19 protein-coding genes are annotated in these 20,798 nt (G+C 74.8%); 6 read left to right on the top strand and 13 right to left on the bottom strand.

Annotation, left to right across the window (positions count from 1 at the left end; genetic code table 11):
• Positions 1-198: 198 nt before the first annotated feature.
• Positions 199-1,071 (top strand): ATP-grasp domain-containing protein, encoded by an 873-nt coding sequence (locus ACWCPM_RS29660; RefSeq protein ID WP_450979335.1) that lies wholly within the window; start codon positions 199-201, stop codon positions 1,069-1,071.
• Between the two features lie 51 nt (positions 1,072-1,122).
• Here ACWCPM_RS29660 and ACWCPM_RS29655 read toward each other — a convergent pair whose 3' ends face one another.
• The 9 genes from ACWCPM_RS29655 to ACWCPM_RS29615 all read right to left on the bottom strand — a co-directional run bounded on the left by ACWCPM_RS29655 (position 1,123) and on the right by ACWCPM_RS29615 (position 12,064).
• A complete protein-coding gene (locus tag ACWCPM_RS29655; protein ID WP_450979334.1) occupies positions 1,123-1,737 on the bottom strand; it encodes a hypothetical protein in 615 nt (204 codons plus the stop codon).
• Positions 1,700-2,524, bottom strand: coding sequence for an FkbM family methyltransferase (locus ACWCPM_RS29650; RefSeq protein WP_450979333.1), 825 nt, complete (start codon positions 2,522-2,524; stop codon positions 1,700-1,702). Before ACWCPM_RS29650 ends, ACWCPM_RS29655 begins: the two co-directional genes overlap by 38 nt.
• A gap of 56 nt (positions 2,525-2,580) precedes the next feature.
• The gene (locus tag ACWCPM_RS29645) at positions 2,581-2,820 is read right to left on the bottom strand and encodes a Trm112 family protein (protein WP_450979332.1); all 240 of its coding nucleotides are present in this window, start codon (positions 2,818-2,820) and stop codon (positions 2,581-2,583) included.
• Positions 2,817-3,722: a hypothetical protein gene (locus ACWCPM_RS29640; RefSeq protein WP_450979342.1), complete on the bottom strand. Its 906-nt coding sequence runs from the start codon at positions 3,720-3,722 to the stop codon at positions 2,817-2,819. The genes ACWCPM_RS29645 and ACWCPM_RS29640 overlap by 4 nt, the downstream gene beginning before the upstream one ends.
• Positions 3,723-3,737: 15 nt before the next feature.
• Entirely contained in the window at positions 3,738-4,466 is a 729-nt protein-coding gene (locus tag ACWCPM_RS29635) for a class I SAM-dependent methyltransferase (protein WP_450979331.1), read from the bottom strand.
• On the bottom strand, positions 4,463-5,794 hold the full coding sequence (locus ACWCPM_RS29630; protein ID WP_450979330.1) for a condensation protein: 1,332 nt from the start codon (positions 5,792-5,794) through the stop codon (positions 4,463-4,465). The genes ACWCPM_RS29635 and ACWCPM_RS29630 overlap by 4 nt, the downstream gene beginning before the upstream one ends.
• Positions 5,791-10,074: an alpha-(1->3)-arabinofuranosyltransferase domain-containing protein gene (locus tag ACWCPM_RS29625; protein WP_450979329.1), complete on the bottom strand. Its 4,284-nt coding sequence runs from the start codon at positions 10,072-10,074 to the stop codon at positions 5,791-5,793. Before ACWCPM_RS29625 ends, ACWCPM_RS29630 begins: the two co-directional genes overlap by 4 nt.
• Positions 10,071-10,781, bottom strand: coding sequence for a class I SAM-dependent methyltransferase (locus tag ACWCPM_RS29620; protein WP_450979328.1), 711 nt, complete (start codon positions 10,779-10,781; stop codon positions 10,071-10,073). Before ACWCPM_RS29620 ends, ACWCPM_RS29625 begins: the two co-directional genes overlap by 4 nt.
• A gap of 143 nt (positions 10,782-10,924) precedes the next feature.
• Positions 10,925-12,064, bottom strand: coding sequence for a glycosyltransferase family 4 protein (locus ACWCPM_RS29615; protein WP_450979327.1), 1,140 nt, complete (start codon positions 12,062-12,064; stop codon positions 10,925-10,927).
• A gap of 355 nt (positions 12,065-12,419) precedes the next feature.
• Here ACWCPM_RS29615 and ACWCPM_RS29610 point away from each other — a divergent pair, with 355 nt between their 5' ends.
• From ACWCPM_RS29610 to ACWCPM_RS29595, 4 genes are all read left to right on the top strand, one after another.
• Positions 12,420-12,572 carry a hypothetical protein gene (locus ACWCPM_RS29610; protein WP_450979326.1) on the top strand — a complete coding sequence of 51 codons (153 nt, stop codon included), beginning with the start codon at positions 12,420-12,422 and terminating at the stop codon, positions 12,570-12,572.
• A gap of 3 nt (positions 12,573-12,575) precedes the next feature.
• Positions 12,576-13,904, top strand: a complete 1,329-nt coding sequence (locus ACWCPM_RS29605) for a PucR family transcriptional regulator (RefSeq protein ID WP_450979325.1) — start codon at positions 12,576-12,578, stop codon at positions 13,902-13,904.
• A gap of 176 nt (positions 13,905-14,080) precedes the next feature.
• A complete protein-coding gene (locus ACWCPM_RS29600) occupies positions 14,081-14,854 on the top strand; it encodes an IclR family transcriptional regulator (RefSeq protein WP_450979324.1) in 774 nt (257 codons plus the stop codon).
• Complete coding sequence (locus ACWCPM_RS29595) at positions 14,851-15,696, top strand: SMP-30/gluconolactonase/LRE family protein (RefSeq protein ID WP_450979323.1); 846 nt, start codon at positions 14,851-14,853, stop codon at positions 15,694-15,696. Before ACWCPM_RS29600 ends, ACWCPM_RS29595 begins: the two co-directional genes overlap by 4 nt.
• A 178-nt stretch (positions 15,697-15,874) precedes the next feature.
• On the opposite strand, the gene ACWCPM_RS29590 is transcribed toward ACWCPM_RS29595, so the two are convergent.
• The 3 genes from ACWCPM_RS29590 to ACWCPM_RS29580 are packed head-to-tail and all read right to left on the bottom strand — an operon-like array spanning position 15,875 to position 19,117.
• Positions 15,875-17,281: an NAD(P)/FAD-dependent oxidoreductase gene (locus ACWCPM_RS29590; RefSeq protein WP_450979322.1), complete on the bottom strand. Its 1,407-nt coding sequence runs from the start codon at positions 17,279-17,281 to the stop codon at positions 15,875-15,877.
• Positions 17,274-18,545 (bottom strand): MAB_1171c family putative transporter, encoded by a 1,272-nt coding sequence (locus ACWCPM_RS29585; RefSeq protein WP_450979321.1) that lies wholly within the window; start codon positions 18,543-18,545, stop codon positions 17,274-17,276. The genes ACWCPM_RS29590 and ACWCPM_RS29585 overlap by 8 nt, the downstream gene beginning before the upstream one ends.
• Positions 18,542-19,117 carry a toxin-antitoxin system, toxin component family protein gene (locus ACWCPM_RS29580; protein WP_450979320.1) on the bottom strand — a complete coding sequence of 192 codons (576 nt, stop codon included), beginning with the start codon at positions 19,115-19,117 and terminating at the stop codon, positions 18,542-18,544. Before ACWCPM_RS29580 ends, ACWCPM_RS29585 begins: the two co-directional genes overlap by 4 nt.
• A 154-nt stretch (positions 19,118-19,271) precedes the next feature.
• Between ACWCPM_RS29580 and ACWCPM_RS29575 the strand changes: the two genes are divergently transcribed.
• Positions 19,272-19,733, top strand: a complete 462-nt coding sequence (locus ACWCPM_RS29575; protein ID WP_450979319.1) for an RrF2 family transcriptional regulator — start codon at positions 19,272-19,274, stop codon at positions 19,731-19,733.
• Between the two features lie 42 nt (positions 19,734-19,775).
• Here the strand turns inward: ACWCPM_RS29575 and ACWCPM_RS29570 are convergent, their stop codons facing one another.
• Positions 19,776-20,786, bottom strand: coding sequence for a MerR family transcriptional regulator (locus ACWCPM_RS29570; RefSeq protein WP_450979318.1), 1,011 nt, complete (start codon positions 20,784-20,786; stop codon positions 19,776-19,778).
• Between the last annotated feature and the right edge of the window lie 12 nt (positions 20,787-20,798).

Here is a 20,798-nt window from a genome sequence, read left to right as displayed (position 1 = left end):
CGGTCGTCCCGCTCACCGGCCGCACCACCGCGGGGACCGCGACCACCACGATTTTTCCGTACACCATCGGCTGCCGGAGGAAACCTCACGACCGGTGTCCGCAGCCGCGGTCGGGGCCGGTGGTTGTTAGCCTGCGGGCGACCGGCTGCGGAAACGTGTCCGCCGGCCGCGTCCGTACGTACGAGGAGGGAGCGCGCCGTGGTGCGGATAGCCCTGGCCACCTGTCGTCCGGGTCCCGAGGTCGCCGCCGACCCGGACCTGCCGGTGCTGGTGGCGGCGTTGCGGGAGGCGGGGGCCGACGCGCTCGCCGTGGAGTGGGACCGGGACGGGGTCGAGTGGGGCGGGTTCGACCTCGTGCTGATCCGTTCGACCTGGGACTACAGCTGGCGGTCCGAGGAGTTCCTGGAGTGGGTGACGGCCTGCGGGAAGGTCACACGGCTGGCCAATCCGGCGGACGTGGTGCGCTGGAACGCGGACAAGCGGTACCTCGGGGAACTGGCGGCGGCCGGCGTGCCGGTGGTGCCGACCCGGTATGTCGCACCGGGGGAGTCGGCCGAGCTGCCGGGCGACCGCGAGTTCGTCGTCAAGCCGACCTCGGGGGCGGGGGCGCGGTTCGCCGCCCGCTACACCCCCGACCAGCGCGAGACCGCCGTACGGCACCTCGCGCGCCTGCACGCCGAGGGCTTCACCGCGATGGTGCAGCCCTATGTCGAGGGAATCGACGTCAGCGGGGAGCGGGCGCTGCAGTTCTTCGGGGGGCGTCTGCTGCACGCCAGCCGGAAGGGCGCCGTGCTGGCCCCCGGAACGGCGTACGACGAGCGGAAGGTCGCCCATCCGGGGCTGACGGTCTGGGAGCCCACGCGGGACGAACTCGCCGTCGCGGAGCGGGCGTTGAGTGCCGTGCCCGACGCCTCCGGGCTGCTGTACGCCCGTGTCGACCTGGTCGACGGGGAGGGCGGGGAGCCGCGGGTGATGGAACTGGAGCTGGTCGAGCCGAACCTGTTCCTGACGCTGCACGGCGCGTCCGTGCCGCGGGTCGTCGAGGCGGTGCTGGCGGCGGCCGGTCGGTGACCGGCTGACCCGGGGCGTGCCGGAGGAACGGCCGGCACGCCCGGAACGGGGTCACAGGACCCGGCGCCCGCCGATCATCGTGCGCTGGAGCAGGCCCCAGGTGAACTCCGCCGTCACCTCGTGGCGGCGGCCGTCGGTGTCGTCGGCGGTGAAGGAGAGGCCCCAGCGGGTGGGGGCCGTGCCCTCCAGGGGGCGGGCGGGCGCGAAGGCGCGGGCCGCGTCGTCGACCGTGCAGGACCACGGGTAGAGGTCCTCGACCGTGTGCAGCTCGGCGGGCTTGGCGTCGGGGGCGCGGACCAGCCATTCGTTCCAGACCGCGCCGCCCGGCGCGAGCAGCACCTCGAAGCGCAGCTCGGGCCAGAGCAGGACCGGCCACTGCCAGGCCTCGCATTCCAGGTCGCCGACGCGGCGGGTGGTCGTCCACTCGGGTGCGCCGAGGATCGACCGGTGCCTGCTCTGGGCGGCGCGGACGCGCGGTGAGCGGAGCAGAGTCTGCCAGCGCCGGTTCGCGTCCTGCATTCGGGTGACGGAGACGCCCAGTTCTCGGCGGGCGTCCTCGACCAGGTCGGCGTTGTGGTCGGCCATGCGGCGCAGCAGGACCACTTGGAAGTCGACGAGGGTGAAGGAGCTAGTGGGGTTCTCTGCGGAGGACGGCATGCGGACCATCGTCGCCCATGCGGCCCCTTCCCGGGCGCCGACCGTCCGGAAGGAACAGTACGGAGTTGACATATCTGATCCGGCCGTGTAGAGGGAGGACGCGCCGTACCAGCCCGTGCGAGGCGACGTGCGAAGTGGCTGCCTGGTGTGCCTCCAGGGGGAAGCCGGCGAGGGGGACCCACCGGTCCCCGGGGAGCACCCAGCCGTCATATCCGAGCAACCGCACATACGTCAGGACGGGCGAGATCGGCTGGATGCGGGTCTCCAGTTCGACGAACAGGGCCGGGCGGTCGCGGGTCAGCAGTCCTGTCGCGCCGCGCAGGACCGCCAGTTCGCTGCCGTCCACGTCGATCTTGACGAAGCCGACGTCCGTGAGGTTCAGATCGTCCAGCGCGACGCAGCGGACGTCGACGGCGTGGGCGTGGATGTCCCGCCGGACGAGGGAGGACACGCCCCGTCTGCCGGTGTCGTCGGCCGGCAGCCACAGCCGGGCCGAGCCGGGGCGGTCCGACGCGGCGGCCTCGACCACCCGGACGTTGGGCGGGGCGGTCGCCGTGAGCAGTCGGGCCAGGTGGGGGACCGGTTCGACCGTCACCACCCGGCGGGCGTGGCGTGACAGGCGGCGGGTCCAGGGGCCGTACCAGCCGCCGACGTCCACCGCCGTGCCGCAGCCCGGCGGGCACAGATCGGTGAGCCTGGCCAGCTCGGGTTCGAAGCGCGGGTAGACCGCGCGGGCGGCCGCCGCGACGAGGCGGGCCGGCAGGACGGGGGCGAGGCGGGCGGCGAGCGTGGTCATGGGCGTCCGTTCCGGTCGTCGGGGCCCGGGGCGGCGAGCGGCCCCCGGGCCTTCCGTCAGGGGGCCATGCGCTGGAGGAGTTGTTCGTGCTCGTGGTCGGAGACCTGTTCGCCGGAGGACGGCAGCAGTTGCGGGATGCCGTCGACGACCGGATAGCGGCGGCGCAGGCGCGGGTTGTAGAGGGCGAGGGCCGACGCCAGGGAACCGTCCGGCGGCAGCAGGTGCAGCGGGCCCTTGTCGAGCGGGCACGCGAGGATCTTCAGCAACTGCTCGTCGGAGCCGGTGGAGGGGCTCATGGCGGGGTCAACTCCTTGGCTGGCCGGGGGTTTTGGGGAACCTGGTCGTGCTTGGGCATGGCCAGCAGCACGGTGACCGCGAGGGCCGTGCCCGCCAGTCGCAGGCCGAGCCGCAGCGGGTCGTCCGGCAGTGTCTCGCCGAACGACAGCGTGCCGAGCACCGCCGTGTAGAGGCAGGTCACCGTCGTGCACACCGGCACGATCAGCGAGGCCCGGCAGCGTTGCAGCGCCGCCTGCGACATGACCAGGCCGAACGCGCCGGTGAACACCAGCAGATACGGATAGGGGGAGCCCAGGACGGCGAGCAGCGCGCCGCCGACGTCCCCGCCCGCCCAGTACCCGGAGACGCCCTTGATGGCGAGCGAGCTGACCCCGTAGAGCAGCCCCACCGCCACCCCGTACGCGACGCCCGCCGTCGGCATCCGGTGCCGGCGCAGTGCGCGGCGCTCGGCGGCGCGGTAGAGCCAGACCCCGCAGGCGAGCGACGGCACGCACAGCAGCCACACGAGCGGGTGGGGCGCGGCGGTGCTGACGGTGTCCGTGGACTCGTCCAGGGAGAGGACGACCATCAGCAGCGCCGCGAGGATCGCGGCCAGCGCGTACCGCTCCCGCCCGGTGGTCCGCTCGCCCAGCAGCCGGGCGGACAGCAGGACGAGCAGGACGAGGCCGGAGACGAAGATGCCCTGCGCGGCGGCGATCGGCAGGGTGCGGTAGACGACGAGCTGCGCGGCGAAACCGGCCCCGAGGGCGAGCGAGCTGCCGATCCACAGCGGGCTGCCGAGCACCAGGCGCAGCAGCCGGCCGGGGCGGCGGACGGTGACCTCGGGCAAGGCGGCCAGCGCCCGCTTCTCCAGGACGAACCCGCTGCTGTACAGGACGTTCGCCAGCAGGGCCGCGGCCACTCCCCACCACACGGCCTACGTCCTTCGGGCGTGCAGCAGCAGGATCGAGGCCATGGCCGGCCGGGCGCAGGCGAGACGGTCCAGCGCCCGCAGCGGACGCGGCACTCCGTGGAAGGGGGCCCCTTCGAGCCGGACCACCTCGAAGCCGGCGGCCGTGACGAACTCCCGCAGCGCGCGGGCCGTGTACAGCCGCAGATGGCCGACCACCTCCCGGCCCGGCCGGCCGTGGATCGCGCGCAGGCTCACCTCGGAGAAGACGGGCTGCACGCCGGCGAGCAGCAGGGCGCGGTTGTACCAGGCGGCGAGGTTGGGAGTGGAGAGCATCAGATGGCCGCCGGGACGCAGCACGCGGCGCAGCTCGTCCAGGGCGGAGTCCGGGTCGACGAGGTGCTCGATCACCTCGCTGAACAGCACGGCGTCGGCGGCGGCGGTACGGAACGGCAGCCCGCCGTCGGCGAGTTCGCCGCGGACGGCGTACGACAGGCGGGGGCGGGCCCGGGTCAGGGCGTCCTGGGACCAGTCGACGCCGACGATGCGGTGCCCGCTGAGCAGGGGCGCGGCGGTCGCGGCGGCGCTGCCGTCGCCGCAGCCGATGTCCAGGACGAGGCCCGGCGCGGGGCTCCCGCGCAGGGCGGTGGCGAGCATGCGGGCCTGGCGGAGGCTGCGGGCGGTGCCGGAGGCGACCGGCACGGCGGGGTTCTCGTAGAAGTCGCGCAGTCCGCCCGGCGGTGCGGTGGCCGTCATCGGGGCACCTCCGTCGCGTGCAGGTGCCGTGCGAACAGATCCCGCAGCCGCGCGCCGTCGCCGGGACCGAGGAGGGCGTGCGACCAGCGCACGGCGAGATGGAGCCGGCCGGCGGTGGAGGCGGTGGTGAACGTCAGGCCGCGGGGCATCCGGGCCGGCGCGGAGAACCAGACGGCGTGCGCGCGGCCGGCCTCGTCGCCGAAGTCCAGGGAGTACGGGATGCGGCCGATGTTGCTGAGCAGCGTCGTGGAGGTCCAGGGGGCGGCGGCCCGGCGCAGCGAGCGGGTGAGACCGGCGCGCCAGGGCACGGGCAGGACGGGCGCGGCCAGCAGGGCGGCCCCGTGGCCCAGTGGGGGGCGGGGCAGCGACTTCAGGGCGCGGGTGCGGCCGGCCGTGCGGTCGAGCAGGGCGGGCATGCCGGTCGAGGCCCCCTCCAACTCGTCGGGCGAAAAGGTGACTTCGACGAGTCGGGTGCCGTTGCCGATGGGCATCGAGGCGTCGCGGGGGCGGTCGTCGACCGGCATGGTGATGCGCAGCGGGCGGGTGGGGGCCGCACCGCCGGGGTGAAGCCGGGAGCGGGGGAGGGCGTCGCGCTCGCGGTTCCAGTGGGCGACGGTCAGGGCGGTGGCGACCATGAGCTGGTCGTTGACCGTGTAGGGGGAGCCCTTGGGGCGGTGCGGCAGGGGGAGTTCGGTGACGAGCACGCCGTTGCCGGGGGCGGGGCCCGGCGTGCCGGGGGCCACGCGGGCCGGTGGCGACCAGTTCGAGGGTGCGGCCTCGGCGGGCGGTCCGGCGGTGGCCGCGCGGACGGGCGGGGCCGCCGGGGAGTTGTCCCGGCCGCCGTACAGCTCCGCGGCGGTGGCCAGGACGCGCAGACAGGCCGGGCCGTCGAGGGCGGTGTGGTTGACGGTGAGGATCAGGGCCGTGCCGTCGTCCGGCAGGCCCGCGACGACCTCCAGACGGATCGGCGGGGACAGCGAGAGCGCAGGCGCCTCGGTCAGGGCCCGCGTCCTCGCGGCCCCCAGCGCGTCCGGCCCCGGGCGCGGAAAGCTCACCACCTCCACGTCCGGGTCCGTCGTCAGCTCCCACTCGTAGCGGCGGCGCCACCACGGTCCCGGAGCCTCGCGCATCAGGACGCGCGGATGGCGGCGCAGGGCCCCGGCGAAGGCCCGGCGCAGGCGGGCCGGGTCCAGCGGGCCGGGCAGGCGGACCTCGATGTGGACCGTCTCCGGTTCCTGGTCCTGCTGGCAGTGGCGGGCCACCTCGTCCACGACCGGGAACGGGATCCGGTGCGCCGGGCGGGGCGTCACGGCGTCCAGCGCGGTCATCGGCCGCCGTCTTTCCCCTGGGGTTCCGGGCTGCCGGGGCCGCGTGCCGAGACGGGCGGTCCGGCCTCGGCGCGCGGGAAGGGGTCCCGCTCCGGCCCGCCGCGCCGCGGCAGCGGCGGGGCCGTCCCCGGGGCCACCGGCGGCAGCACCACCGTCGTACCCGGATCGCCGCCCCGCTCCCGCACCCCCGCCAGCGCCGCGAACAGGCCGATCAGCGCGAGCAGTTGGGCGACGGCGGAGAAGGCGCCGGTGCCCTGCCCGGGCGGCTCGCCCGCACCGGTCGCCGCCACCACGCCCGCCGCCGCGAGCGCGCCGAACGCGAGCGGTACCAGCAGCGCGTGCCGCCGGTACGCCAGCACCGCCAGCGCCGGCACGAGCAGCGCGAACCACCCGGCGATCACCACGCCCACCAGCGTCAGCGCCACCGTGCCGAGCCACAGTCCCGGCGCCGGGGGCACCGGCTGCGGCGCGTCCGGGTTGGGTGCCCGGCGGCGCCACACCACCAGGCCGACGAGCGCCGCCAGGCCGACCCCGCTGCCGATCAGCCCGGCCTCGTAGGTGGTCGCCGGCTCGTACGACAGCCTGATCGTGCCGCCCTCCCCGGCGGGGACGCGCCAGCCCTGCTGCCAGCCGTCCAGCCGGACCGGCGTGAGTTCCTCGCCGTCGAGCGTGGCCCGCCAGCCGTCGTTGAAGTTCTCGTACGTCGTCAGGTACGACGCGGCGCCCGGACCGGCGCTCACCTCGCGACGGTCACCGAGCCAGTCCCGTGCCAGCAGCTCACGGCCGGTGGACACCGGGTCGGTCACCGAGCCGCGCGTCAGTGTCACCTCGGTGAGGACCAGCGGGCCGGCGTCGCCCGCCTCGACGCGGTGCGCGCCCTGCGACAGTTCCAGGCCGCCCTCGGGGCAGAGGGTCACCTCCACCGGCCGGCGCTCCGTCAGGTCCCGCACCGTGCCCTTGACGCCGGTCCCGTACAGCTCGCCGTCGACCGCGAGCAGCGGTCCCCGGCCGCACGGCAGGGAGAACTCCCGGTCGGGGCTGGGCTGCGGGGTGCGGTAGGCGTCGAGGGCGGGGAGGTACGCCTCGGTCAGGCCGACGGGAAGTTGCAGGTCCTCGTCGACGACCGGGTGGTGGAGGGTGAGCGGGGCCGTTTCGGTGACCGTGATGTCCAGGCGGTCGGTCGTGATCGCCGGGAAGCGCACCCAGCCGTTCCTGTCGACGCCGGCGCTCGCCGCGCCGTCGGGGGAGCTGAGGCGCACCTCGGTGGGGCGGCTGGACAGCCCGCCGGCCGCGGCCAGCACCAGCTCGCTCACCGGCTGCTTGCCCTCCCAGCGCAGATGGACCGTGGGCCGGTCGCCGGCGATCCACGCCGTGGTCAGGTCGCCGTCGGTGAGATTGCGCGCGGCGAGGCCCGCGCCCAGCCGGGCCGTGGAGTCGGCGGTCGCGGTGATGCGTTGCTGCTGGTCGGGCGCGATCTCGTAGAGCAGCCGGTCCAGTTCCTCGCCGGGCACCGGCACGGCGCTCGCCGCGACCTCGTACGTGCCGGTCCCGGTCGTCTCGAAGCGGCGGTGCAGGCCCGCCTCGGTGCCCGTCCGGGAGAGGCCGGTGGGGTCGGCCGCGCGGTGCAGGGAGACGATCTCGGAGTCCGCCGCCGAGACGTCCGACGGCAGCCTCAGCAGGCGCGTCACCTGCACGTCCGGCAGCCGGATCTCGGCGAAGCCCGCCCCGGTCAGCCCGGTCCTGCGGGCCACCGAGTCGACGATCGTCAGCTTCATCCAGCCGGTCGCGCCCGCCGGGGCCTTCACCCGCTGCGGCATGCCGTTCGGCTGGAGGAAGCTGGTCACCGATCCGCGTTCCGTCTCCACCCGCACCCGGGTGGCGGCGGCCCGCACGCTCTCCTGCGGCAGCGGCGCCACCTCGAACGACGACGGCATGTCGTACTCGCCCTCGCCGCCGCCCGGGCCCGCGAACCCGATCCGCAGCCACTGCCCGTCCGGTGACTCGGCCGACCCCTCCGTCCATGCGGTGGCCGGGTCGCCGTCGAAGGCGTTCACGGGGTCGAACTGCGGCAGATGGAAGAACCAGCCGCCGTACGAGGACGCCGTCACCGAACGCGCCCCGCGCAGCTCGGCCACCGTCTGGTGGCGCACACCGGTCACCGGCAGGATCTGGTGCGGTGGCTCACCGGCGTCCTGGTGGGCTTCGGGCGCGTTGCGCTCGTCCCGGGTGTACGTGTACGAGGTGTTGGCGTTGACCAGCCCGAACCGGGTGTCGGCGCGGCGCAGTCCGTCGCCGGTCACCTGGAGCGGCGGCCGGCCGAGCCCGGGGTGGTGGTCGCCGGACAGCACGGTCGCCCGGCCGCGCAGCCGGGCGGCGAGAGGCAGCAGCGACTCGGGGCCGCCGGAGACGACGGCCGTGTCGGCGATCGGGTACAGGGCGGCCTGCCCGGGCCGGGTGACGTCCTCGCCGCCCGGCCGGTAGATCTCCACCGCCCGCTGGCGCGGGTACAGGCCCTCGACCTGGAGCGGGGTGCCGTCCGCGATCCGGCCGCCGGTCATGACCGGGCCGAGCCCGGTCACCCGCAGGTAGCCGGACTGCTCCAGGGTGCGCTTGACCGTCGTGGTCGGGACGGCGCCGATCTGGTCGGGGTCGAGGTCGTTGCGGACCACGACGTAGTGGATCCCCGCCCGGCTCAGGAAGTCGGCGAGGCCCGGGACCTCGGCGCCGGTCAGCAGGGCCTGCTCCACCGCGTCCATCGCACGGCGGTTGCCCGGCGTGCCGAAGGGCACGTAGTCCCGCTGGGCCCAGCGGGACGCGGCGAGCACGTCGAGGGGCTGGTCGATGGTGGAGCCCCAGGTGTGGATGCCGTGCGCGGTGGCCGGGACGACCAGGGCGCGGGAGTCCGGGGAGTACTTCTCCAGCCAGTCGGCGGTGGCCTGCCAGTACTTGGGGATCTCCTGGAAGGAACCCGCGTTGAGGAGGGAGCCGTTGACGTACGGCAGGGCGAGCCCCGGCAGCACCAGCACCGCCGCGACCAGCGGGGCGAACCGGCGGCCCCGCACCGGCCGGGCGCCGCGCGGCTCGGCGGCCACGGCCACCAGGTGGGCGAGCCCGAGGACCAGGGCGAGGGCCAGGCCCGTCTGGAACTTGTAGATGTTCCGGAACGGGGCGAGCCAGCCGTCCAGCCAGGACTGCACGGTCTCGTGGAAGGGCGCCCCGAACGCGCCGCCGTACCCGGCGAGCAGGACCAGACCGGTCACCAGCACGGTCAGCACCAGCCACCGCCGCTCCGGCATGTCCCGCCGGGCCAGCCCGGCCAGCCCCAGCCCGGCGGCGAGCGCCGAGCAGACCACCACGAGCGCCGAGGACACCACGGTCCAGCCGGCCGGCAGCCACGCCTCGCCGAAGTGCAGATACGCCACCCAGTTGCCGGCGCCGCGCAGCGCCTCGGTGGCCGCCATGGTGTCGGTCGTGGTGCGCGCGCTCTCGATGTAGGGGAGGAAGTTCTCGCCGTAGGCGCCCAGCAGCAGCAGGGGGATCCACCACCAGGCGGTCGCCACGAGCACGCCCGGCACCCACCAGGCGATCAGCTTGCGCCGCCGGGGCCCGGCCGGGCGGGAGAGCAGATACAGGCCCACCGGGAGCAGCGACGCCAGCGTCGAGGCCGCGTTCACCCCGCCCATGAACGGGACGATCAGCGCCGACCGCAGCGCGGCCACGCGGGCGCTGTACCGCTCACCGGTCAGCGGCAGCAGCACCCACGGCAGGAAGGCACCGGGCAGCGCGGCGGCCGACGTCGAGCCGACGACGATCGTGAACAGCGGCCACAGCGCGTACACGACCGCGCCGAGCAGCCGGGAGGCGCCGTTGCCGACGCCGAGCCGCTCGGCCAGCCGCAACGCGCCCCAGAAGGCGACGGACACGACCAGCGACATCCACAGCCGCTCGGCCACCCACACCGGCAGGTCGACCGAACGGCACAGCCAGTGGAAGGGGAGCATCGGCCACAGATAGCCCGCGTACTGGTCCTGGACGCCGCCGAAGCCGCCCCGGTCGTGCCACAACTGGCCGAGGTCGGCCAGGAACTGCCCGGGGTCGACCGTCACCCCCAGCTTGGTGTCGAAGGTCTGCCGGCCCGGCCGCACCGCCAGGAACAGCACGAGGACCACGGCCCAGAACCCCAGCAGCCAGCGCCGCGACCGCGGGCCCTCCGGGGGGCCCGCGGTCGTCGCGGTGGTGGGGACGGCTGCCGGGGGAGGGGCCTGGACCGTGGTCGTCATGGGGGACACCGCCGGAGGATGAGGAGAAGGTTCCAGGTGGCCACCTCGCGGATGCCGGGCGCCTTGACGACGGCCTCCGTGAGGAAGGGCCAGTAGCGGGAGCGCGCCGTGACGAGCGTGACGTCGTCGCGGGCGCGGACCTGCCGCAGGGTGGTGCCGATGTGCACGGCGAAGAGGTTCTCGCCGAGGGTGTGCTTGGCGGGCCTGCCGGTACGGCGCCGGTAGCGGGCGCGGGCCCGTTCCGCGCCGAGGTAGTGCCAGGGCGCCCACTCGTGGCCGCCCCACGGGGAGAGCCAGTTGGTGAACGACACGTAGATCAGGCCGCCGGGCCGGGTCACGCGCGCCAGCTCGCTGAGGAAGGTCTGGGGATCGGCCACGTGCTCCAGGACGTTCGAGGAGAACGTCACGTCGGCGGCCCCGTCGGACAGCGGCAGCAGATAGCCGTCCGCGACCACCGTGCCGTCGGGCGGCTTCTCGCCGAGTTCGCGCACGTCGGGTTCGAAGAGGAAGGCGTGCGCGCCCCGCCGCCGGAACTCCTCGGTGAAGTGCCCGCTGCCGCCGCCGACGTCCACGACCACCCGGCCGGCCACCGGACCGCCGTACGCCTCGACCTGGTCGGCGGCGTCCCGGGCGAGCAGCGAGTAGCAGGTGTCGGGGTCGTCCTGCTCGTGCAAAAAGGCGCGGAAGAGGGCGAGGGAACGCCGCAAGGAGGGGTCCTTGAAACCCGTGCGAGGGGACGCGGCGAGGGGGCGCGGGGCTGCCGTCGACGCGCCGCTGCCGTCGCGTGGGCGCGACAGGCCACGGACGGACGGCACGCGCGGGACGGCCCCGTCGCCACGGCGCCTGGGTGTCACAGCCCCCTCACCGCCTCGGCGGCGACCGCGCGGAACTGCGACACCGTACGGTCCCACCGGTACCGCGAGGCGTGCTCCCGCGCCGCCCTGCCCATCAGTTCCCGGCGATGCCCCGACAGGGCCAGCGCGCACCAGGCCGCCGCGAAGGAGGACTCGCCGGCGGCCAGCACGCCGGTCTCGCCGTGGACCACGGAGTCCCGCAGGCCGGGTACGTCGAAGCCGACCGCCGGGGTCCCGCGGACCGCCGCCTCCGTCACCACCAGGCCCCATCCCTCCACCGCGGAGGGATGCAGCAGCAGCCAGGCCGCGCACAGCAGCCGGTGCTTCTCCGCCTCGGAGACATGTCCGGTGAACTCGACACCCGGTCCGGCCAGCGCGGCGAGCCGCTCCCGCTCGGGGCCGTCGCCGACGATCACCAGACGGCCGCCGGTGACCGGACGGACCCGCTCCCACAGCCGCAGCAGCAGATCGACGCGCTTGTACTCGACGAGCCGGCCGACCGCCACGAACAGGGGCTCGGCGGAGCGTTCGGCGCGCGGGCCGGGCTCCTCGACGCCGTTGTGGACGACCCGGATGCGCTCGCGTGCCACACCGAGCGCGCGCAGCGCCTGCGCGGTGGAGGGGGAGACGGCGACCATGAGGCCGCGGGACCGCGCGCCGGTCAGCGCCCAGTGCTCGAGTCGCCGGCCGATCCGGGCGGCGGGCGCGAGCGGGCCGCCGAAGCGCATCCGCCACAGGTCGGAGTGGACGTGGTTGACCAGGCGGAGGGTGGGGCCGCGGTGCCACAGCGGGGCGAGGTAGGGCATGCCGTTGCACACCTCGACCAGCAGGTCGCAGTCGCCCACCTGGCGGGCGAAGGCCGTGCGGGCGCGCAGATAGTGACCGTAGGGGCCGCCCGCCGAGACGACCCGGTAGTCACGGAAGGCCGCCGGGCCGCCGCACAGGAGCGTGACCTGGTGGCCCTGGCGGGTCAGTCCCTCGGCCAGCCGGTCGACGAGCAGCTCGGAGCCGCCCGCGGCCGGGTTGCCGAGGTCCCGGTGCGCGAGGAAGACGATGCGGCGCGGGGAGGGGGGGAGCGCCAGGTGCTGCTGCGGCCGGGGGAGCGCGGTGCGCAGCGGCGGTACGTGCTGGGGCATGGGTGCTCCAACTCGTCTCGGGGTGCGGTACTCGATGTGGGGGAGGGAAGGGGGTTGCCTGGGGGGAGGGAACGAGTGCCTGGGGGATGGGGAGGGGTTTCCTTGCGTGTCCTGGGCGGGACCTGTGGACGGGATGTGCGCGGGGTGGGATGGGACAGTTTTCGCCGAGGTGTTCGTCACGGCTACTCACGCACATGACAATTTCGGGGCTTGTTGTACCTGACGTCACGTCACATCGTGAGCGTCGGTCCGGTTCCGGGCCTTGACGGCGTCCCGGACCGCGCCGACACTGGGCCGACGGGCGGCGGCGGGCACCGGGGTGGGACGACCTCCGGAGCAGAGAGGCTGACCCCGCATGTCCAGACTGATCGCAGCCACCGTGACCGTCGTGGTCGCGGCCGCCCTCGCCGTGGGCGCCGCGTTCGGCGTCGTCGCATTGCTCGAGGCCCCTCCCGAGCAGCCCAACAGCCCTCTGGTCACCTACGGGCAAGCGGGCCAGGGGAGCTGACCGGTGACCGCCCACCCGGCAACCGTCACCCCGCCCGCAGCGCCCGGCGCGCCCCGTTCCGCCTGGCACGAGGTGCCCCGGCTCCAGGTGCGCAGGTTCGCGGCGATCGCCAAGTCCGAGGCGCCCGAGCTGGCCGAGGAGATCCTGCGCGAGATCCGCCGGGAGCACCCTCACCTGCCGCTCGTGCTGGACGAGAACGGCGAACCGATGGCGCTGGTCGGCATCCGGCGGGCCATCGAGGTGTTCGTGCAGCACCTGGAGCACGCCGACTACTCCACAAGCCGCCCCACCGTGCCGCCCGGTGTCTTCCAGGACTTCGGCCGCGGCGAGGGTCTCAACGGCCGCACCCTGGACTCGCTCCAGGCGATCTACCGGATGGGGGTGCGGCTGGCCTGGCGCCGTTTCGCCGACATCGGCCAGCGCGTGGAGATCCCGCCGCCCGCGATGTACGAACTGGTCGACGCGGGCTACGAGTACCTCGACGGACTGGTCGACCAGTCCGTGCGCGGCTACGCCGAGGCCGCCGCCCGCCAGGCCGGGGAACGGCTGCGCCTGCAGCGCCGCCTGATGGAGCTGCTGCTCGTCGAACGCCACCGCGGCGACCCGGCCGACGCCCTCGCCGAACGGGCCGCCCGCATCGGCTGGCACCTGCCCGACAAGGTCGCCGTCGGGGTGCTGCTGCGCCCGGCGCGGGAGGCGGTCGCGCCCGCCGTCGGGCAGGGCGTGCTGCTCGACCTGGAGTGCGAGCAGCCCCGCATGGTCGTGCCCGAACCGGACGCCGCCGGCCGGCCCGAACTGCTGCAACGCGCGCTCACCGGCTGGGCGGGGGCGATCGGGCCGCCGGTGCCGCTGACCGACGCCGCGAAGTCGCTGCGCTGGGCCGAGGCCGCCGTAGGACTGATGGAACGGCGGCTGCTGCCCGCCGGGGAGGTGCTGTTCTGCACCGAGCACACCGAGGCGCTGGTGCTGCTCCAGCCCGAGGAACTCCTCGACGACCTGGCGCTGCGCTGCCTCGCCCCGCTCGCGCACTGCGGGCCCGCGCACGCGCGGCGGCTCGCGGAGACCCTGCTGGCCTGGCTGGAGACGCGGGGCGGGGCGCCCGAGGTGGCGGAGCGGCTCGGGGTGCATCCGCAGACCGTCCGGTACCGGTTGCGGCAGATCCGGGAACTGTGGGGCGACGAGATCGACGACCCCGACCGGCGCTTCGAACTCGAACTCGTGCTGCGTGCCCAGCGGTTGCGCGGCGAGATCGGCCGGGGCGCCCGGTCCCGCCGGGCGGCGCCGGACGGCGGGCGGTCCAGGTCGCGGCGCACCGGGCCACGTCCGGAGTAGCCGCGGCGGACCCCGGCCTGGCAGGGGGGTGTCGGCGCTCCCCTGCCAGGCCATTGCCCGGGGATCACTCCGTGAGTAGCCTGTGTTCGCGATTCCGACCGCAGGTTGAAATTTCGAACGCCGTCACCGGCGCCATTCGGACGCAAGTCCCACAACGCGAAGGAGGGGGGCCGGCCGTGGGACGCCTCGTACCCGCCGTGACCCGGGCTCTCGACATCCTGGAGCTCTTCCTCGACGGGGACGGCACGCTCTCCGCCCCCGACATCGTGCGCAGGCTCCAGCTGCCCCGCACCACCGTGCACGAGCTGATCACCACGCTCGCCGCCCGGTCGTACATCGTCCCGGTCCCCGGCAGGCCCGGCCGCTACCGGCTCGGCGTCCGGCCGTACCAGCTGGGCAGCCGCTACGCCGAGCAGCTCGACCTCGCCGCCGAGGGCCGGCAGGTCGCCCGGTCGGTCGCCGAGACCTGTGACGAGACGGTGCACGTGGCGATCCTGGAGGGCACGGACGTCATCTACATCGCCAAGGTCGACTCCACGCACGCCGTGCGCATGGTCTCCGCGGCCGGCCGTCGCCTGCCCGCCCACTGCACCTCCGTCGGCAAGATGCTGCTGGCCTCCCTGCCCGAGCCGGAGCTCACGGCCCGTGTCCCGGACGGCGCCGCGCTCACCGCGATGACGCGGAACAGCATCACCGACCCGGCGGCCCTGCGCGAGGCCCTCGCCGGGATCCGGCAGCGGGGCATCGCCGTGGAGATGCGGGAGTCCAACCCGGACGTCTCCTGCGTCGCCGCGCCGGTCCGCGACCGCACCGGCCAGGTGGTGGCCGCCCTCTCCATCTCGGTGCCGATGATCCGCTGGAGCGACGAGCGCCGCGCGGAACTGGAGGAACTCGCCGCGAAGGGCGCGGCGGAACTGTCGGAGCGGCTGGGCCACCGGAGCGCGGTATGACGGCCTACGAGGTGGCCGTACGGGCCGAGGCGGTGCTCGGCGAGGGCCCGACGTGGGACGCGCGGGACGGCCGGCTGATCTGGATCGACATCCTGGGCAGCCGGCTGCACACCTACGACCCCGCCACCGGCCGCCGCACGATCCGCACCACGCACCAGCACATCGGCGCGGCCAAGCCCCGCGCGGGCGGCGGACTGGTCCTCAACCTCCGTGACGGGGTAGGCCTGCTGGACCCGGACGGCACCTTCCGCCCGCTGCACGACGACCCGGTCCCCGGCCGCCGCGCCAACGACGCCGCCGTGGCCCCCGACGGCTCGCTGTGGGCCGGCACCATGCGCTACGACGAGGCACCGGGCGGCGGCACGCTGAGCCGGTTCGGGCCCGACGGCTCGGTGGAGGTCGTCCTCGACGACGTGACGGTGAGCAACGGCACCGGCTGGAGCCCCGACGGCCGCCTCATGTACTACGTCGACTCCCCGACCCGCCGGATCGACGTCTTCGACCACGCCGACGGCCGGGTGTCGGGGCGCCGCACCCTGGTGGAGATCGAGGAGGGCGCCGGATTCCCCGACGGCCTCACGGTCGACGCCGACGGCTGTGTGTGGGTGGCCCTGTGGGACGGAGCAGCGATACGCCGCTACACGCCGTCCGGCGACCTGGACCGCACCCTGCGCCTCCCCGTCCCCCGCCCCACGGCCTGCGCCTTCGGCGGCGCGCACCTGACGGACCTGTACGTCACCACGGCCCGCACCGGCCTGACGTCCCCGACCCCGCTGTCCGGTTCCCTGCTGGTCGTCCCCGACACGGGAACCGGCCTGCCGCTACCGGCGTTCGCGGGCTAGACCGGGCGGCCCGGGACACGGGCCGCCCCGCGCGGGTACCTGAACTCCTGGGTGGGAGCGGGCGCTTCTGTGAGGCTGTGGTCATGACCACCACACCAGAAGGGGAGCAGCGCTCCGCCGCCTACGCGAGGAACGCGACCGGCCAGGAGCCGGCCGTCCGACGCGGCACCGGTCGCGCCTAGTCCAGGCCCGCGGCCTTCCGTTCCTCACTGGTCAGCGGAGGGCCCGCGAGCGACGGCCTCAGCGGTCCCAGCGCCGCCGCCAGGAGGACGGACGGGGTCAGCAGCACCTCCGAGCGCCGCTCCAGCGAGGTCACGTCGGTCACCCGGCGGGCGATGCGGCCGTTGCCGGTGGCCGTGTACATGAGGCGGTCGACGTACGCGGCCACGAACCGGTCCCGGAGCGTGGGGCCGTCGGAGGTGGCGCCCGGGTAGAACACGTCCTGGCCGATGGCCAGGTCCCACGCGGAGCCGACCGGCCGGGCCAGCGCCTTCTGGACCCGCCGGGAGAGACCCGGCGCCGCCCAGCCGTGGCGCCGCGTCAGGTCGCGCAGGATCAGCGCGCTCTGCGCGGCGGCCGCGAGCCCGTGACCGTAGACCGGGTTGAAGGAGGCGAGCGCGTCGCCGAGGACGGTGAAGTTCTCCGGCCAGGCCGGCATCTGCTCATAGTAGTGGCGGCGGTTGACGGTGGCCCGGGTGAACGACACCTCGGACAGCGGCTCGGCCCGCTCCAGCAGATCGCCGACGAGCGGGTGGCGCAGGTCCTCGCGGGCGAAACGCTCGAAGTCCCCGGCGGTGGGCGAGGGTTCGCCGCCACGGGTGCCGGACAGGGTGACGATCCACCGGCCGTCCTCGATGGGCAGCAGGAAGCCCGCCCGGCCCGGCCCGCCGTCCCGCGGGTCGGACTGCACGTTGACGACCGGGAAGCCGCCTCGGGCGTCCTCGGGGGCGAGGTAGAGCCGGCTGGCGTACGCCAGACCGGGGTCGACCTTGCGGTGCGGTGCCGCGGGCAGGCCCAGGTCCGTCAGCCAGCGCGCCGACGCGGAGCCGCGCCCGGTGGCGTCGACGACGGTGCCCGCCCCGAGGACCCGCTCGTCACCGTCCTCGCGTCCCCGCACGCGGACCCCGGTGACGGCCGCCGCGGTGCCCTCCAGTCCCAGCGCCTCCGTGTCGTGCAGGACCTCGATCCGGGGGTCCGCGAGGACCTGCGCCCGGATCGTCGCGTCCAGCAGGTCCCGGCCGGCCAGGATCACGTGGTGGGACTCGGGCCAGCGGCGGAACCAGCCCCTGCGCGACAGCGCGACCATGTCCGTCGTGACGGGCAGCCGGCGCGCCCCGGCCTCGCGCAGCGCCTCGGTGACGCCCGGCACGAGATCCTCCACCGCCCGCGCGCCGCCCGACCACAGCATGTGGGCGTGGCGTGCCTGAGGCAGGCCCTTGCGGGGAGCCGGCCCCTCGGGCAGCACGTCACGCTCCACCACGACGACCCGGTCGGCGAACTCCGCCAGTGCGCGCGCCGCGAGCATGCCTGCGTGGGATCCGCCCAGGACGACGGCGGTTCTGGCGGGGAGGGACGGTTCAGTCATGCGCGGACACACTCTCTGCCGGGGCGGCGGCGCGGGCGCGGACCGCCTTGATCTCGTCGGAACTGCGAAGTGCCTGGGACACGGCGTGGATCTCCCGCAGGAGATAGGTGTTGTCCGGCTCGGAGGGCGCGGTGCCCCGGTCCTGGTCCTGGTCCCGTTCCTGGACCCGGTCCCGGGCCCGTTCCCGGGCGGCCACGGCGTCCTGGATCGTCACGGCGGCGGCGAGGGCCTGCGCCCGGCCGCGCTCGAAGCCGAATTCCAGGGCGGCCTCGTAGGCCCGGGTGCGCAGCTCCTCGTCGAGATGGCGGGAGAGCTGGAGCAGCGCGTCCCGGATGAACGTCTCACGGCGGATCAGGCGCAGTTCGGCGGGGGCGTGCGGGGCGAAGGGCTCGCGGGCGTCGGTGACAGGACGCACCAGCAGGCTCAGCGGGCGCAGTCGCCGGTGGCGGGCCCGGACACGCCAGTGCTCCTGGAGGTACTGGCCGGCGTGCGGGACGATGAAGCCGACCGCGACCAGGGTGGCGGAGACACAGGCGGCCACCGGCGCCACGTCAGTGCTCAGCCAGTCCAGGTCGTGGCCGGTCCAGCGGGCCACGATGGCGGTGAGCTTGGACGCGTCGAAGAACAGGTTGGTCGCGTAGCCGACACCCAGCAGGCGCAGCCCCCAGCGCAGCCAGGCGTCGAGGCCGTCGGTGCGGATCCAGTTCCAGATCAGCCGCGCCGTGATCGTGCAGGCCACGGTGTGCGCCGTCAGGTAGAGCATGATCTGCTCGCGCATGAACGGCGTGGTGGCGTAGTACGTGTCCAGGTCGCGCAGGCGTTCCACGGGCGCGTCGGCCAGCCAGAAGAGCACCCACAGGGAGACGATCACACCGGCGTAGACGGCGACGACCACACGGACCGCGCGGCGCGTGCGGTTGGCGCGGTCCGTCAGGCCGTTGCGCCAGGCGATGATCAGCAGCAGCCAGGACGCGCAGAGCGCGGTGAGCAGGGAGTACACCCAGGGCGCGGAGATGTTGGGCACCCCGGTCACCCGGTTCGTCCAGGCGATGGTCTTCGGGGCCGCGAACACGAACACGGCGCAGGCGAAGAGCAGCAGACCGCCGACGGCCCGCAGCAGCGGATCCCGCCACATCTTGATGATGCTGGGGAGTTTGATCGCCAGGGCCGCGGTCAGGACGAGGGTCGGCAGCCAGAAGGTGATGTGCACCTCGCCGAGGAGACCACCGGCGACGGTGGCGGTGAGGCCGTGGCCGTTCGTCAACGCTCAGCACCCCTTCGTCCGCGGTAGCCCATGGAACGCTGAACGGGACCGAGCGCTCCGGCCCCGCCGCCCTCGCCGCCGGCGAGCGGGCGGAACAGCGTGGCGAGGCGGTGGCCGAACTCGTCGGCCTCGGCCTCCTCCCGCCGGCGCGATCCGTTGCGGGCGGCGACGGCGAGCGCGGTGCCCTGCCGGCCGGAGCGGTCCGCGAGGGCGCGCGCCGCGGCCGTCCCGACGACGTGCCGATGGCCGTGTCCGGAGTGCATGTGCCACAACTCGTGGCCGAGAATCACCAGTTGCTGAACCGCCTCCGCGCGTTCCTCGACGATGACGAGGTCGAAGTCCTCGAACTCCACCCACAGACCGGTCACTTCGATCTCGTCGGGGAACCGCTCGAAGCGCAACTCGACCGGGCGTCCGCCGCGCAGCGCGCTCATCGCCTCGCACAGGGCCCGGCACAGTTCCCGCGTGCCGACGGGCGGACGGGGGCGGGTGCGCAGGGCGGTGGCGAGCTCGGCGACGAGCGCGCGCATGGCCGAGCCGCGCCGCCGGCGCCGTAGCACAGCGAGATCCATCGCACCCCCTCAGCACCGATCGGCGACCGGTTCGAGACTACGCGGCCGGATGTGTCCGCGTCATGCGGTCGCGCGACCGTAGTTCGATCGGAAACGATCATCGGGGATCCGGCCGGATTTCGGTCGTCCCACCGTCTCGGCCCACAATGGCCGTATGAGGATCTCTGCACGGGCGGACTACGCGGTACGGGCGGTACTCGAACTGGCCGTACGGCAGGCCGGCGAACCGGTGAAGGCGGAGGCCATCGCCGCCGCGCAGGAGATCCCGCACAAGTTCCTGGAGGGCATCCTCGGCGATCTGCGGCGCGGCGGGATCGTCGACAGCCGGCGCGGCGGGAGCGGCGGGTACCGGCTGGCGCGCGAGGCGTCCGCGATCACGGTCGCCGACATCATCCGGACCGTCGACGGCCCCATCGTGTCGGTGCGCGGCGAACGCCCCACCGGGCTGGCCTACCAGGGCTCGGCGGAGCCGCTGCTGCCGCTGTGGATCGCGCTGCGGGCGAACGTACGGAAGATCCTCGAAGGGGTCACCGTCGCGGACATCGCGGCGAACGCGCTGCCGGCGCCGGTACGCGAACTGGCCGCGGAACCGGCGTCCTGGGAGAACCCCACCTGAACCCCCCGGGGCCCGCGTCCCCAACCTCACGAGGCAATACACCTAGTACACGCCCGACACCAGTTCCAGCGCCTCGACCAGACCGCCCGGCCTGGGCATCCCCGACGGCGCGGGGCCGGCCCATCCGGTGCCGCCCAGCACGACCAGCGGACGGCGACGGGCGCCCCGGGCACCCCAGCGGGCGCCGGCGAGGTGCGCCGCCAGGGCCGTGCTCGCCGTGGAGCGGGACTGCGCCCACAGGACGACCACGGCGGGGCCGAGCCGGCGTACCGCCGCGGCGAGCGCCTCCGCCGGCACGGCCGCGCCGAACATCCGGGTGGGCAGGCCGCGCTCGCTCAGTGCCGCGGTGAGCGCTTCGAGGGCGAGCGTGTGCTGCTCCCCGGGGACGCAGGCCAGGACGACCGGACCGCGGGCCGTCGCGAGGGCGGGTTCCGGCGGCGGGGCGGGCGGGTCCATCCGCCGGGTGGACCGGCGAAGCGTGGTCGAGACGTGCCAGGACAGCAGGTGCTCGACCTCGACGTAACGGTCGCCCGACGTCTCCCACTTGCGGCCCACGGCGTGCAGCACCGGCATCATGACGTCGTGCCAGGCGCCGACGACGCCGTGCCGGCCGACGGCGGAGGTCAGCAGGTCGTCCACCGCCGGGGCGTCCAGCCGGACCGCGGCCCGGGCGAGGCCGCGGCACTCCTGACGCACGTCGCCCAGCGGGAGGGCACCGGCGGCGTGGGAGCGGCCGTCACCGTCCGCGCCGTCCAGGTGCGGCCCGTCGCCGTCGGGGCCGTCCCCCACCGTCGCGGACACGTCGGCGCCGGCGCGCGCGGCACGGGCCGCCTCCGCGGGCGGTACCCCCGCGGACGTCAGCCGGCACATCGCCTCCAGCACCGCCACGTCCTGCGCCGACCAGCGCCGGTGCCGCCCCTCGGTCCGCACGTCCGTGCCGACCCCGTACCGGCGGTCCCACGAGCGCAGGGTCGTCGGCGAGACGCCGAGCCGCCGGGCCAGGGCGCCGGTCGTCAGACCCACTGGGGAGTCCGGCTCCCTCTCCCGTGCCATGCGCGAACTCTA

The organism is Streptomyces sp. NPDC002309 (assembly GCF_053593375.1).
This window is presented reverse-complemented; position numbering and strand designations above follow the sequence as displayed.

Excerpts from the sequence above, each read along its gene's own strand:
- ACWCPM_RS29655 (WP_450979334.1), bottom strand. The coding sequence starts at position 1,737 with ATGGTCCGCATGCCGTCCTCCGCAGAGAACCCCACTAGCTCCTTCACC.
- ACWCPM_RS29650 (WP_450979333.1), bottom strand. The coding sequence starts at position 2,524 with ATGACCACGCTCGCCGCCCGCCTCGCCCCCGTCCTGCCGGCCCGCCTC.
- ACWCPM_RS29645 (WP_450979332.1), bottom strand. The coding sequence starts at position 2,820 with ATGAGCCCCTCCACCGGCTCCGACGAGCAGTTGCTGAAGATCCTCGCG.
- ACWCPM_RS29635 (WP_450979331.1), bottom strand. The coding sequence starts at position 4,466 with ATGACGGCCACCGCACCGCCGGGCGGACTGCGCGACTTCTACGAGAAC.
- ACWCPM_RS29630 (WP_450979330.1), bottom strand. The coding sequence starts at position 5,794 with ATGACCGCGCTGGACGCCGTGACGCCCCGCCCGGCGCACCGGATCCCG.
- ACWCPM_RS29625 (WP_450979329.1), bottom strand. The coding sequence starts at position 10,074 with ATGACGACCACGGTCCAGGCCCCTCCCCCGGCAGCCGTCCCCACCACC.
- ACWCPM_RS29615 (WP_450979327.1), bottom strand. The coding sequence starts at position 12,064 with ATGCCCCAGCACGTACCGCCGCTGCGCACCGCGCTCCCCCGGCCGCAG.
- ACWCPM_RS29610 (WP_450979326.1), top strand. The coding sequence starts at position 12,420 with ATGTCCAGACTGATCGCAGCCACCGTGACCGTCGTGGTCGCGGCCGCC.
- ACWCPM_RS29595 (WP_450979323.1), top strand. The coding sequence starts at position 14,851 with ATGACGGCCTACGAGGTGGCCGTACGGGCCGAGGCGGTGCTCGGCGAG.
- ACWCPM_RS29590 (WP_450979322.1), bottom strand. The coding sequence starts at position 17,281 with ATGACTGAACCGTCCCTCCCCGCCAGAACCGCCGTCGTCCTGGGCGGA.
- ACWCPM_RS29580 (WP_450979320.1), bottom strand. The coding sequence starts at position 19,117 with ATGGATCTCGCTGTGCTACGGCGCCGGCGGCGCGGCTCGGCCATGCGC.
- ACWCPM_RS29575 (WP_450979319.1), top strand. The coding sequence starts at position 19,272 with ATGAGGATCTCTGCACGGGCGGACTACGCGGTACGGGCGGTACTCGAA.
- ACWCPM_RS29570 (WP_450979318.1), bottom strand. The coding sequence starts at position 20,786 with ATGGCACGGGAGAGGGAGCCGGACTCCCCAGTGGGTCTGACGACCGGC.